The 12,536-nt window shown below is 71.1% G+C and carries 12 protein-coding genes and 1 CRISPR repeat array (1 of these 13 running past the window's edge); of the genes, 11 read left to right on the top strand and 1 reads right to left on the bottom strand.

Translation table 11 applies throughout. The features are described from left to right. Positions 1-5 precede the first annotated feature (5 nt). From ACFY3I_RS29295 to ACFY3I_RS29270, 6 genes are all read left to right on the top strand, one after another. Positions 6-350 (top strand): hypothetical protein, encoded by a 345-nt coding sequence (locus ACFY3I_RS29295; RefSeq protein ID WP_390864009.1) that lies wholly within the window; start codon positions 6-8, stop codon positions 348-350. A gap of 258 nt (positions 351-608) precedes the next feature. Then, the gene (locus ACFY3I_RS29290; RefSeq protein ID WP_390864007.1) at positions 609-1,352 is read left to right on the top strand and encodes a hypothetical protein; all 744 of its coding nucleotides are present in this window, start codon (positions 609-611) and stop codon (positions 1,350-1,352) included. Beyond that, entirely contained in the window at positions 1,349-2,044 is a 696-nt protein-coding gene (locus ACFY3I_RS29285; RefSeq protein WP_390864005.1) for a ParB N-terminal domain-containing protein, read from the top strand. Before ACFY3I_RS29290 ends, ACFY3I_RS29285 begins: the two co-directional genes overlap by 4 nt. After that, positions 2,041-2,952 carry a hypothetical protein gene (locus tag ACFY3I_RS29280; RefSeq protein ID WP_390864003.1) on the top strand — a complete coding sequence of 304 codons (912 nt, stop codon included), beginning with the start codon at positions 2,041-2,043 and terminating at the stop codon, positions 2,950-2,952. Before ACFY3I_RS29285 ends, ACFY3I_RS29280 begins: the two co-directional genes overlap by 4 nt. Further along, positions 2,949-3,860: a hypothetical protein gene (locus ACFY3I_RS29275; protein ID WP_390864001.1), complete on the top strand. Its 912-nt coding sequence runs from the start codon at positions 2,949-2,951 to the stop codon at positions 3,858-3,860. The genes ACFY3I_RS29280 and ACFY3I_RS29275 overlap by 4 nt, the downstream gene beginning before the upstream one ends. Next, on the top strand, positions 3,857-4,444 hold the full coding sequence (locus ACFY3I_RS29270; protein WP_390863999.1) for a hypothetical protein: 588 nt from the start codon (positions 3,857-3,859) through the stop codon (positions 4,442-4,444). The genes ACFY3I_RS29275 and ACFY3I_RS29270 overlap by 4 nt, the downstream gene beginning before the upstream one ends. Here ACFY3I_RS29270 and ACFY3I_RS29265 read toward each other — a convergent pair. After that, on the bottom strand, positions 4,417-4,890 hold the full coding sequence (locus tag ACFY3I_RS29265; protein ID WP_390863997.1) for an HNH endonuclease signature motif containing protein: 474 nt from the start codon (positions 4,888-4,890) through the stop codon (positions 4,417-4,419). The two genes, ACFY3I_RS29270 and ACFY3I_RS29265, sit on opposite strands and share 28 nt — an antisense overlap. Before the next feature lie 144 nt (positions 4,891-5,034). Between ACFY3I_RS29265 and ACFY3I_RS29260 the strand changes: the two genes are divergently transcribed. From ACFY3I_RS29260 to ACFY3I_RS29240, 5 genes are read left to right on the top strand one after another with little or no spacing between them, the layout of a single operon-like run. Beyond that, positions 5,035-5,475, top strand: a complete 441-nt coding sequence (locus ACFY3I_RS29260; protein ID WP_390863995.1) for a 6-pyruvoyl tetrahydropterin synthase family protein — start codon at positions 5,035-5,037, stop codon at positions 5,473-5,475. Continuing rightward, positions 5,472-6,197, top strand: coding sequence for a 7-carboxy-7-deazaguanine synthase QueE (locus ACFY3I_RS29255; RefSeq protein WP_390863993.1), 726 nt, complete (start codon positions 5,472-5,474; stop codon positions 6,195-6,197). Before ACFY3I_RS29260 ends, ACFY3I_RS29255 begins: the two co-directional genes overlap by 4 nt. Positions 6,198-6,199: 2 nt before the next feature. After that, the gene (gene folE, locus ACFY3I_RS29250; RefSeq protein WP_390863991.1) at positions 6,200-6,811 is read left to right on the top strand and encodes a GTP cyclohydrolase I; all 612 of its coding nucleotides are present in this window, start codon (positions 6,200-6,202) and stop codon (positions 6,809-6,811) included. Positions 6,812-6,858: 47 nt separating this feature from the next. After that, complete coding sequence (locus tag ACFY3I_RS29245; protein WP_390863989.1) at positions 6,859-7,305, top strand: hypothetical protein; 447 nt, start codon at positions 6,859-6,861, stop codon at positions 7,303-7,305. Beyond that, entirely contained in the window at positions 7,292-8,938 is a 1,647-nt protein-coding gene (locus ACFY3I_RS29240; protein WP_390863987.1) for a hypothetical protein, read from the top strand. Before ACFY3I_RS29245 ends, ACFY3I_RS29240 begins: the two co-directional genes overlap by 14 nt. A 46-nt stretch (positions 8,939-8,984) precedes the next feature. Further along, positions 8,985-12,536: a CRISPR direct-repeat array (repeat unit 29 nt; unit sequence GGGAACATCCCCGCGGGTGCGGGGAGCAG); it runs 1,242 nt beyond the window's last position.

Raw genomic sequence — 12,536 nt, 5'->3', positions numbered from 1 at the left:
GCCGCTTGGCGGAACGCAGCAGCAACGGCCCCGTGCGCTCGAAGAGTTTCCCTCCACCGCTGGAGATCGCGTGCCTGGACGGGCTGCATGGACAGCAGGAGGTTCTCCGCGACCAGAAGGTGTGTGGCGGCGTCCACGACGCTCTGCGGCCCTGGAATCTCAAGCCGTCGTGCCGCCTCCCGAGCCTCCTCGGCCGCGGCGGACATCTCGTCGAAGACCACTGGTGGCGCATCGCCGCGGTTGCGTACAGCGACTGCACAGGCATCAGTCAGCCGACGGTCAGCATCCAGCATCGCCTGATAGGCGGCCTGTCGCTGGTCTCGCTGCCATCGCTGGTCCTCCGCGCGTAGCTGTACGACCAGCAGGTTCGCGCTCATCCTCGCTGCCCGGTTGGCGCCCCACACCGCCGCGCCGGCACCAACTACCGCCCCCACCAGACCGAACACGGCCGCTATCCAGTCGCCCACCCACCGCATTCTGGGTCATCCACCCAGCGGGGACTACCCACTTCAGCCCCCCGGTACGGGACGTCACGAGGCACAAGGGCGGAACTTGCGCCTCCGCTTATCCTTCTCCGTCGCCCAGGACACCGAGCAGGGGATAAGCCCATGTCACAGGCGACGTACGTGTGCACGCAGGACGTGCCGCTGGAGGCCTTGAGCCTCTACCCGGGCAACGCCCGCCGGGGAGACGTCCGCCTGATCCTGGAGAGCCTGCGCACCAGCGGCCAGTACCGCTCCCTGATCGCCCGGCAGACGCCGGACGGCCTGGTGGTGCTCGCCGGTAACCACACGATGCTGGCGCTCGCCCTCCACGGCCGCGGCCCCTGCCCCACCAGCTCCCGCCCGGACGGCTGCGCGGTCTGCCACGGCGCGCCCTGGACGCCGGCCGCCCGCGTGGAGGTCGTGGACTGCGACGACGACACCGCCCGCCGCATCAACCTCGTGGACAACCGGGCCGCCGAGAAAGGCGACTGGGACCTGGACGGCCTGGTCGAACTCCTCTCCTACCTGCCCGACCTGGACGGCACCGGCTACACCGACGCCGACGTCGACCGCCTGCTCGCCCCACCGCCCACCCTGGAGGAACTGGCCGACACCTACACCCCCCGCGAGGACTACGGCGACCGCCCGTCCACCGAGCAGCCCGCAGGCACCCCGGCCGACGACGTCGCCGGCGGCCCGGAGCAGGGGAGTGGCCTGTGGCCCGTGCTCCGCCTGCGCATCCCCCCGGCCGTACGGGACGAATTCTACGCCGCCACCGCCGCCTGCCCCCGCTCAGCCGACGACGGCGCCCGCCTCGCCTGGCTCCTGGAACTCACCCGACCGACCCGAGAGGACTCCCCCACGTGACCTCCGCCTCTTACCTGCGTACCGCCACCATCCCCGTCGACCAGCTCACCCCGTACCCCGGCAACGCCAAGCGCGGCGACGTGCCCGCCATCCTGGCCAGCCTCCGCAAGAACGGGCAGTACCGCGGCCTGGTCGTCCGCCAGAAGCCGGACGGCACCCTCGTGGTGCTCGCCGGTAACCACACCCGCCAGGCGCTCGCCGAGCACGGCCGCGGCGACTGCGGCACCGAACGCTGCGGCGTCTGCCGCAACGATCCGGCCTGGACCGCGGCCGCGCGCTGCGATGTGGTGGAGTGCGACGACAGGACCGCGCTGCGCATCAACCTGGCCGACAACCGCACCTCCGACCTCGGCACCTACGACTACGCCGGTCTCGCCGAGCTGCTCGGCACCCTCGGCGACGTCGACGGCACCGGCTACAGCGACCAGGACGTCCAGGACATCACCGCCCTGCTCGCCCTGCCGGACGAGGAGCCCAAGGACGACAGCCACCACACCAAGGCCCTGGCAGACGGCGACCTGGACACCGGCAACCCGGAGGTGTTCAACCCGGTCATTCAGCTGCGCGTGCCCCACGCCGTGTTCGACCGGTGGCGCGCCGCCCTGGACGCCCACCACGGCGACGACGACACCGCCAAGCTCCTCGGCCTGCTGGACGAGGTCGAGGCCGGCCGTGCCAAGGCGGCGGCATGACCGCGGCCTTCAAGGCGCTGTGCTCGTTCGCCTACTTCCGCCGCCCGTCCTTCGGGGAACTCCTGGGGGAGCTGCACGCCGGCCCGGCCCAGGTGTTCGGGGACTCCGGCGCCCACTCCGCGCGCACCCTCGGCCTCACCCTCACCGTCCAGGACTACGCCGCGTGGTGCCACCGCTGGGACAACCAGCTGACCCTGTACGCCAACCTGGACGTCATCGGCGCCCCGGAGGCCACCTGGCGCAACCAGAAGGAGCTGGAAGCCCGCGGCCTGCACCCCATCCCCGTCTTCCACACCGGGGAGCCCTGGCACTTCCTGGAGCGCTACCTGGATCAGGGCCACACCTACATCGCCCTCGGCAAGCTCCTCGGCAACCCCCTCACCGACGTCCTCGCCTGGCTGGACACGGCGTTCCGGATCGCCGAGGGCCGCGCCGTCTTCCACGGGTTCGGCATGACCGTCTGGGACGTGCTGCGGCGCCTGCCGTTCTACTCCGTGGACTCCTCCAAGTGGCTGGAGGGCGAGCGCTTCGGCGTCGCCACCCTCTACGACGACCGGACGGGCAGCTGGTCCCGGTTCCTGCTCCGGGACAAGAGCGCCGTCCTGCGCAACCGGGACCTGATCCGCTCCTACGGCCTTGACCCACGCGTCCTCGCCAACCGCGCCCACTTCACCGCCCGCCGCCAGGAGTTCACCGCGGCGATCGCCCAGTCCTACCACCGCGCGGAGGCCGACCTCCGTACCCGGCACGGCCTGATCCGGCTGCCGGACGGCCCCCACAACCCGATCACACGCCACGGCGCCCCCAGCACGCCCGGCATCCACGTGTACCTGGCCGCCGCCAACCAGACCGTCCTCACCCGCGCCGTCCACGGCGTCCGGGCAGCAGCACGGGCGCACGCCTCATGACCCAGCCGCAGCCGTTCAAGGCCCTCTGCTCATACGCCTACTTCCGCACGCCGATCTTCACCAGCTTCCTGGGGGAGCTGCACGCCGGCCCGGCCCAGGTGTTCGGGGACTCCGGGGCGCACTCCGCGCGCACCCTCGGGATCACCCTCACCGTCCAGGACTACGCCGCGTGGTGCCACCAGCACGATCACCGGCTCACCCTGTACGCCAACCTGGACGTCATCGGCGCCCCGGAGGCCACCTGGCGCAACCAGAAGGAGCTGGAAGCCCGCGGCCTGGAGCCGATCCCCGTCTTCCACACGGGGGAGCCCTGGCACTTCCTGGAGCGGTACATCGACCAGGGCTACACGTACATCGCGCTCGGCAAGCTCCTCGGCAACCCCCTCACCGACGTCCTCGCCTGGCTGGACAAGGTGTTCCGGATCGCTGACGGCCGGGCCGTCTTCCACGGGTTCGGCCTCACCGTGGACCGGGCACTGCGGGAGTTCCCGTTCCACTCGGTGGACTCCTCCACCTGGGGCTCCGGGTTCCGGTTCGGGATCATCAAGCTGTTCGACGACCGCACCGGCCGGTGGACCACGGTCCAGCAGCGCGACCGCCCGGCCCTGCTCCGGCACCGGGACCTCATCCGCGCCCACCACGCGGACCCGCTCGCGTTCGCGTCCAAGGCCACACAGGACAACATCGCCGCCGCCGTCACCGCGGCGGTCGCCTGGCGCCGCTACGAGGCGTACATCCGCGCCCGCCACGGCCCCGTGCCCATCCCGCCCGGGCCACACAACCCCGTGACCCGCAACGGCGCCCAGGCCGCGCCCGGCCTCCACCTGTACCTGGCGGAGTCCACCACCACCAACCTGCGCCGAGCAGTCGCCGGCGTCCACGCCCTCCAGCAGGAAGCACGAGCATGACCGACACCCCGAGCCCGCCCCTGTGCGAGATCAACCACGCGACCAGGGAGGAAGAGGACGCCTGCGAGGAACGCCGCCTCGCCGACCTGGACGCGGAACTGGACCGCCGCAACCGCCTCCTGGGCGAGCAGGAGTGGCGGGACCAACAGGAGGCCGCCGACAGGCCGGCCACAGTCCTGGACCGCACCGTCACGGTCGGCCCCATCGCCGTGTTCTTCACCAACGTCAACCGGGCCATGAACCTGCGCGCCCACTCCCACACCGGCGCCGTCACCGTCGTCTACGACACCCTCGGCCGCCACGGCTACCCCTCGTTCGCCGACACCAACGCCGCCCTGGAGCGCTACATCCACGCCCTGACCCGGGCCGTGTTCAAGGACGCCACCAACGAGGACATCGCCGACCGCCTGTTCGCTCACCTGGACGGCTACCGGGACCCCGCGTGGGAGCGGTGGGGCGGCAACTACAGGCTCCGGGCCGTCCACCTGGACGTCATCGGCGTCCGGGACCAGATCGGCCACGACACCGGCACCACCCGCTACACCGTCGCCCGCCCCTACTCGCCGGACGGGGGCGCCTCTTGACCCCGCTCCTGGGCCTTGCGGCGGGCGTACCGCTCACGTTGCTTGGCCTTCTCGTCGTTCCGCTCGTAAGAGTCCCGGTTGCGCGACCGACGGCACGTCACGCACTCCCGGAACGGTGCGCGCCCAGGCTTGGTGACCATACGCACGTTGTCCCCACTGAGCGGGTGACCGTGCTTGCAGTGCGTCTTGCGCGCGTTCTCGGCGTGCGGGGCGTTCCCCGCCATCGCGTTGCCAGTCCGGGTCACCAGGCGCATGTGGGCCGGGTTCACACACCGACGGTGCGGACAGCTCGGCCCGGCCTTGCACGTCGCCCGTACGCGCGTGTGGCACTCGTGGTCAATCACCGCCCCGTCCGGGATCTCGCCGTTGGTGAGCGTCCAAGCCAGGCGGTGGGCCAGCCACAACACCCCCTGGTAGGTCCCCTGGCCGTATCCCGTCGCCTTCATGACGTAGCGGGGCCAGGCCCAACACTCATCCGCCGTGCGACCACGGCGCGCTTCAGCGAGCGCGGTAACCGCGCCTCCCTTGTTCGGCATGCCGTCAACAATATCGTGACGGACAGTTAGGAGACCAATTCAATGAGTCACCTCGTGACGGTTAAGCACAATTTCGAAACGGCCCACCGCCTGCCCCACCTGCCCGGCAAGTGCACCAGCCTGCACGGCCACTCCTGGTGGGCGGAGGTCACCGTCGCCGCACCGGACCTGTCCACCACCGGCCTGGTCGTGGAGTTCGGCGCCTTCAAGAAGGAACTGCGCGCCTGGATCGACCAGTACCTGGACCACGGCGCCATGCTCGGCTCCAAGGACGCCCTCCTGCCCGTCCTCCGCGCCCACGGCTCCAAGGTGTACGAGGTGACCAGCTGGCCCACCGTGGAAGCCACCGCCGAGCTGCTCGCCCAAGTCGCCGGCGACATCCTGTTCGACCTGGAGCATGCATCCGGCGCGCACGTCTCCCGCGTCCACGTCACAGAGACCCACGTCAACGGCGCCACCTGGGAGCAGGCCGACCCCAACGGGGCCGCCGCATGACCGCCCTGGACGTGGACCCCACCGACACCCTCGTCCTCGCGGAGGCGTTCGGCGTCACCGTCCAGGGAGAAGGACCGTCCGCCGGTCGCCGCTGCTCGTTCATCCGCTTGGGCGGCTGCAACCTGAGCTGTGGCTTTTGCGACACCCCCGAGACGTGGGACGCCCGCCGCTTCGACCTTCGCCAGACCCTCACCCGCACGCCCGTGGCCGAGATCGTCACGCGGGCGCTGGACGGCGACCCGCCAATGGTGGTGATCACGGGTGGGGAGCCGCTGCTCCACCAGCACCAGGACGGGTGGCGGGCGCTCCTCGGCTCGCTCATCCTCGCCGGGGCGGAGATCGAGGTGGAGACCAACGGCACCCAGACGCCCACCGATCACACGGCGCGCTGGGTGACCCGGTTCAACGTGTCGCCCAAGCTCGCCCACGCCGGCGACCCGGCCGCCAAGCGCATCGTGCCCAGCGCCCTCTACGCCCTGCATGACAACCGGAAAGCCTGCTTCAAGTTCGTCTGCCGCGACCTGGCCGACGTGCAGGAGGTGCAAGCGTTCACGGCCGCCCACGCCTTGGACCCTGGGCGCGTCTGGATCATGCCCGAGGGCACCGACGCGGCCACCATCACCCGCCGCCTCGGCGAGCTCGCCGACCCGGCCATCGCCGCCGGATTCAACCTGTCCACGCGCCTGCATGTTCTGTGCTGGGGCGACGAGAAAGGCCGCTGATCATGACGACCACCACAAGTTCCGCTCCCGCCTACCCCAGGGACCCGCTCCCGGGTGCCGTCGCCTTCAAGGCCGGCGTCCGCGCCTGGCTGGAGGCCCGAGGCCTGGACGCGGACGCCCCGGACCTCACCGACACCCCGCAGCGCGTGCTGGCCGCCTTGAATGAGTTCACCGCCGGCTACGACGAGGACCCGGCCGTTCACCTCACCCGGACGTTCCCGGCCCAGCACTCCGGCACGCCGATCATCGTCACCGGCGTGCCCTTCACCAGCCTGTGCGCCCACCACCTGCTGCCCTTCCACGGCCACGCCGACATCGCATACGTGCCCAGCCAGGGCCAGCCCGTCGCCGGCCTGTCCAAGCTCCCCCGCGTCCTGGACGTGTACGCCCGCCGCCTCCAGACCCAGGAAGACCTCACCCGCCAGGTGACCGACGCCCTGGTCAAGCACCTGGTGCCGCTCGGTGCCGCGTGCATCATCCGGTCTGAACACGGCTGCCTGGCCCACCGAGGCGCCCGCAAGCCCGGCGCCGTCATGGTCACCACCTCATACGCCGGGATCTTCCTGGACAGCCACCAGGCGCGCACCGAGCTGCACCACCTCATGTCCGGCTGACCCGCCGATATGCGAACCAATAGGCACATGCGAACGGAGGGCCCTCGATGAGCGCGAGCAAGGCCAAGCGCGCCCAGGTCGCCGAGCGCCGGTCCAAGGCCATCGCCATGGTGCTGGCCGGGGTGGACTACGACACCATCGCCGACCGGCTCGGCTACGCCAGCCGCGGCGCGGCCCACACCGACGTGGACCGCGCCCTGTCCGCCAACCTCACCGACCTCAAGGCCCAGGCCTCCCAGCTCCGGGAGACGCAGGCACTGCGGTACCAGCGGCTGCTGGCGGCCGTGTGGCCCAAGGCCCTCAAGGGCGACTTGAAGGCGGTAGAGACGGCGGCCCGGCTGGTGGACCGCATCGTCAAGCTGTGGGGCCTGGCCGAGCCGGACAAGCTGGACCTGGACGTCACCGGGCAGATCACGGCGGAGGACCTGCTGACGCTCATCCGCGCGACCCCGGACGGCGACGAGGATCCGGAGGCGGTCGGTGCTGACGCCTGAAGCCGAGGCGGCCTACCGGCGCATGACGCGGGCGCAGCGCCTGGAGCTGGCCCGCAAGGCGCCCCCCGCCTGGCGGCCCCACCTCGCCCGCCTGGAGCGGCGCATGCAGGCCGCCGAGCGGTACCTTTACCGGCCCGCTGCCTGGGCGCGGGAGGTCATCGACTGGGGCGAGGACGGCGGCCTGACGTTCTACCAGGACGACATCCTGGGCGCCCTGGCCCGGTACCGCCGCGTGGCCGCCCGTGGGCCCCACGGCTTGGGTAAGACCGGCGTGGCCTCTCTGGGGGTGCTGTGGTTTGCCACCACGAGGGAGGCGGCCGGCTACGACTGGAAGGTCCTTACGACCGCGTCCGCGTGGCGCCATCTCACAGTTTATTTGTGGCCTGAGATCCACAAGTGGGGACGGCGCATCCGCTGGGACGTCTTGGGCCGTGAACCATTCAGCGAGTTGACGGAGCTGCTCCGCCTCAACCTCAAGCTGGTCCACGGCGCCGCGTCCCCGGTGGCGTCCAACAAGGCGGAGCTGATCGAGGGCGCCCACGCGGACAGCCTGTTCTACCTGATCGATGAAGCCAAGGTGGTGCCGGACGGCACCTGGGACGCCATCGAGGGCGCGTTCTCCGGCGGCCGCATGGACGGCCTGCCCGAGGCGTTCGCCCTGGCCATCTCCACCCCCGGCCCGCCCGCCGGACGCTTCTACGAGATCCACAAGCACGCCCCGGGCCTGGAGGACTGGCACACCCGCCACGTCACCCTGGAAGAGGCCGTGGCCGCCGGCCGCATCAGCCCGGACTGGGCCGAGCAGCGCGCCCGCCAGTGGGGCCGGGACTCCGCCATGTACGCCAACCGCGTCCTGGGCGACTTCCACGCCAGCGACGAGGACAGCGTCATCCCCCTGGCCTGGGTAGAGGCCGCCATCGAGCGCTGGCACGAGTGGGACCAGGCCGGCCGCCCCGACGCGCCCGGCCGCCGTGTCCTCGGTGTGGATGTCGCCCGTACCGGCGGGGACTCCACCGTGTTGTGCCACCGCCGCGGCTTCCTCGTTGCCTCCTTGGAGACCCACGATCGCGAGGACACCATGCAGACCACTGCCCGCGTGCAGGCTGCCCTGGGTGAGGAGGACGGCGCCGCCGCGGTGGTGGATTCCATCGGTGTCGGCGGCGGTGTCGTGGACCGTCTCCGGGAGCTGGGTGCTCCGGTGCTTGCCTACACCGGGGCGGCCAAGAGCAAGTTGCGCACCCGGGACCGGGAGTGGGGATTCTTCAACGTGCGCTCTGCCGCCTATTGGAAGGTGCGGGAGCTGCTGGACCCGGCGTTCGGCGCCGAGCTCGCGCTCCCGCCGGACGACATGCTGGTGGCCGACCTGACCACGCCCACGTGGGACATCACCACCGGCGTCCCGCCCAAGATCAAGGTGGAGCCGAAAGACGAAGTGACCGCCCGCCTGGGTCGCTCCCCGGACCGGGGCGACGCCGTCGCCATGAGCCTGTTCGCGGACCACTTGACATCCAACAGGCTGCACGCGCCCAGCGGACAGCGTGAAGGGCGACCGTCCCGTGCTGCTGCCCGGTACGCCCGCCCCACCACCCAGGGCTTGCCCGCTACCAAGACCGTTGTCGGCCAGGGTCGCTGACTCGCGCTGGCCCATCATCACCGCTGGGGGTGATGTTCAAGAGGCCGGGGACATCCCCGCGGGTGCGGGGAGCAGAGGAACCGGCGGGCGGTCAGGGTGATCGCGGTAGGGAACATCCCCGCGGGTGCGGGGAGCAGATCAACCAGCACCTGTCCGTCGTCTCGGGGGTGGGAACATCCCCGCGGGTGCGGGGAGCAGGTCAGGCTGGAGTTCCAGAATCCGGGTTCGCCGGGAACATCCCTGCGGGTGCGGGGAGCAGCCTTCCTTGAGCAGGATCCCGCCCTAGGATGCGGGAACATCCCCGCGGGTGCGGGGAGCAGGAGACGGACCCGCTCGGCCGTGAGCCCGGCGAGGGACCATCCCCGCGGGCATGGGGAGCAGAGGGTGCCCGCCTTCGACAGTTCGATGACGGCGGGAACATCCCCGCCGGTGCGGGGAGCAGGCGCCCTGGAAAACCCGGCTGCGCATGGTCCAGGGAACATCCCCGCGGGTGCGGGAAGCAGCCGGCCACCGCCAAGGCGGTGGCCACGAAGCTGGGAACATCCCTGCGGGTGCAGGGAGCAGTGACCAAGGATGATGGCCAGGGCCTCAATCTCGGGAACATCCCCGCGAGTGCGGGGAGCAGATCGAGTACCGAAACCTGCGGGACTGCGCCCAGGGAACATCCCCGCGGGTGCGGGGAGCAGCGCAGGGCGGCGGTCACCGGCCTCATCGCCTCGGGAACATCCCCGCGGGTGCGGGGAGCAGCGCATGGAGCTCAGGAACGCGGCCCCACCGTTGGGAACATCCCCGCGGGTGCGGGGAGCAGGCCGTGATCTACATGTACCGGCGGTTCGACTGGGGAACATCTCCGCGGGTGCGGGGAGCAGGCCTTGATGAACACGAAGTCCAGGCCGGACACGGGAACATCCCCGCGGGTGCGGGGAGCAGGGAATGGACTAAACCAGTGCTCTGACGTGCACGGGAACATGCCCGCGGGTGCGGGGAGCAGGCGGCGTGTCCGTTCACGTCGGTTCCTAGGGCGGGAACATCCCCCCGGGTGCGGGGAGCAGATCATGCATTGGGAAGACCCGCAGGTGTTCATGGGAACATCCCCGCGGGTGCGGGGAGCAGCACCACCCTGTTCCGGCGCGCGGGGCGCCCTCGGGAACATCCCCGCGGGTACGGGGAGCAGGGCCACAGCACCTGGAGCGGCTGGGTGGTCAGGGGAACATCCCCGCGGGTGCGGGGAGCAGTCGGTGGCGACGGGGATTTTGCGCACCGAACAGTGGAACATCCCCGCGGGTGCGGGGAGCAGTCGACCGGCTACCTGCTGACTGGACGAGTCCGGGGAACATCCCCGCGGGTGCGGGGAGCAGGAGCACTTCGGGACCATCGGCGGGACGACCTGGGGAACATCCCCGCGGGTGCGGGGAGCAGAACCACTTCCCGATGCACCTGGACGCCGCGACGGGAACATCCCCGCGGGTGCGGGGAGCAGCGGGAGACCATCAGGCCGGAGGCCCGTACACGGGGAACATCCCCGCGGGTGCGGGGAGCAGTACGGCATCCGAGCCCCCTCTCAGCCGGTGAAGGGAACATCCCCGCGGGTGCAGGGAGCAGATCCGGCTGGAACGGGGGAGCCAGAACCCGGAGGGAACATCCCCGCGGGTGCGGGGAGCAGGGCTCGGACAAGGCCGACACGTCCACGTTCACGGGAACATCCCCGCGGGTGCGGGGAGCAGGCCTGGACGGCGACCAGCTCGGCGAGGGTGGAGGGAACATCCCCGCGGGTGCGGGGAGCAGAGGTAGAGGTGCTCGATTTCGGCGATCCTGTCGGGAACATCCCCGCGGGTGCGGGGAGCAGCGCTGGCTGGCGGCGCGGTAGACGGGCATGGCGGGAACATCCCCGCGGGTGCGGGGAGCAGGCCTGCAACCTCCGGATCGTCGCCTCGTGCTGGAACATCCCCGCGGGTGCGGGGAGCAGCGGGCTGCTCGTCGCGGACGTCGCGGCGGTGGAGGGAACATCCCCGCGGGTGCGGGGAGCAGCCGGGGCCGACCAGCTTCCTCAGGAAGCGCTCGGGAACATCCCCGCGGGTGCGGGGAGCAGCCCACGGGTTCTTACGATGGCGTGGACGTCGTGGGAACATCCCCGCGGGTGCGGGGAGCAGGCCTGCTCGTGTCGGTGGAGACGCTGGTTGCTGGGAACATCCCCGCGGGTGCGGGGAGCAGTCGGCCACGGACCAGGTCGAGGCGGGCCCGAGTGGAACATCCCCGCGGGTGCGGGGAGCAGGTACCCCTAAGTGGTGGATTTTTCGACTACTTGGGAACATCCCCGCGGGTGCGGGGAGCAGCGCCGCATCGGCGGCACCGTGATCGCGTTCGCGGGAACATCACCGCGGGTGCGGGGAGCAGACCTCCATGCCCTTGCTCAGGGTCTCGGTGGCGGGAACATCCCCGCGGGTGCGGGGAGCAGTCGGTCCCCGGAGTCCCGGCGTCGGCCGACGAGGGAACATCCCCGCGGGTGCGGGGAGCAGTGACGTAGCGGGCCATGGCGCGGGCTCCTGAGGGGAACATCCCCGCGGGTGCGGGGAGCAGGCGCCCGTCAGCTTGCCCGTGGACAGCAGTGTGGGAACATCCCCGCGGGTGCGGGGAGCAGGCGTTCGCTGCGATGGTTCCGGCCGTGACCGAGGGAACATCCCCGCGGGTGCGGGGAGCAGTCCCACGGCCGACCGTCGTTGAAGTCGTCCATGGGAACATCCCCGCGGGTGCGGGGAGCAGTCGGACCGCTGCCCCGGCAGGAGTCGCTTCGGGGGAACATCCCCGCGGGTGCGGGGAGCAGCCGCCCACCAGGTGGACGGCTTCCAACGATCTGGGAACATCCCCGCGGGTGCGGGGAGCAGGTCAGGCCCAGGATCTGGCCGGGCGCACCCGTGGGGAACATCCCCGCGGGTGCGGGGAGCAGATTCGGAGGTTCTGCTTCGTGCTCGCTGTTTCGGGAACATCCCCGCGGGTGCGGGGAGCAGAAGATGCGCGACCAGATGGCGAAGGCCGTCCAGGGAACATCCCCGCGGGTGCGGGGAGCAGGACCATCGACAAGACCCTTCAGGGCCGCTGATGGGAACATCCCCGCGGGTGCGGGGAGCAGTTGCGCAGGACGGACAGCGCGCGGCGGTATCGGGGAACATCCCCGCGGGTGCGGGGAGCAGAGGTCCGTCGTGGCGGTCGTCTCGAAGGGGACGGGAACATCCCCGCGGGTGCGGGGAGCAGATCGCCAGCAGATCGCCCGGGACCGACGCGCAGGGAACATCCCCGCGGGTGCGGGGAGCAGACGATCCCGGCCCCGGTGTTGACGGCCCCCCCCGGGAACATCCCCGCGGGTGCGGGGAGCAGAAGGGCTCCGCGCTCGCGCTGCTGTTCTTCCTGGGAACATCCCCGCAGGTGCGGGGAGCAGTCGAGGATGTCGAACTGGCCGAGGTGTCCCTCGGGAACATCCCCGCGGGTGCGGGGAGCAGACGAACCTGTAGGGGCGCGGCATGGCCATGCAGGGAACATCCCTGCGGGTGCGGGGAGCAGCATGAGGTTTTTGTAGAACCGTGCAACCCGTCGGGAACGTCCC

This window comes from Streptomyces sp. NPDC001068 (genome assembly GCF_042897315.1).
In the GTDB taxonomy this organism is placed as follows: domain Bacteria; phylum Actinomycetota; class Actinomycetes; order Streptomycetales; family Streptomycetaceae; genus Streptomyces.
Note: the sequence above shows the minus strand (reverse complement) of the source record. Positions and strands in the feature narration are given on the sequence as shown.

Bases quoted from the DNA above. Each gene is read 5' to 3' on its own strand.
- ACFY3I_RS29265 (WP_390863997.1), bottom strand. From the start codon at position 4,890: ATGAAGGCGACGGGATACGGCCAGGGGACCTACCAGGGGGTGTTGTGG.
- folE (WP_390863991.1), top strand. From the start codon at position 6,200: ATGACGACCACCACAAGTTCCGCTCCCGCCTACCCCAGGGACCCGCTC.
- ACFY3I_RS29245 (WP_390863989.1), top strand. From the start codon at position 6,859: ATGAGCGCGAGCAAGGCCAAGCGCGCCCAGGTCGCCGAGCGCCGGTCC.
- ACFY3I_RS29275 (WP_390864001.1), top strand. From the start codon at position 2,949: ATGACCCAGCCGCAGCCGTTCAAGGCCCTCTGCTCATACGCCTACTTC.
- ACFY3I_RS29280 (WP_390864003.1), top strand. From the start codon at position 2,041: ATGACCGCGGCCTTCAAGGCGCTGTGCTCGTTCGCCTACTTCCGCCGC.
- ACFY3I_RS29255 (WP_390863993.1), top strand. From the start codon at position 5,472: ATGACCGCCCTGGACGTGGACCCCACCGACACCCTCGTCCTCGCGGAG.
- ACFY3I_RS29290 (WP_390864007.1), top strand. From the start codon at position 609: ATGTCACAGGCGACGTACGTGTGCACGCAGGACGTGCCGCTGGAGGCC.
- ACFY3I_RS29270 (WP_390863999.1), top strand. From the start codon at position 3,857: ATGACCGACACCCCGAGCCCGCCCCTGTGCGAGATCAACCACGCGACC.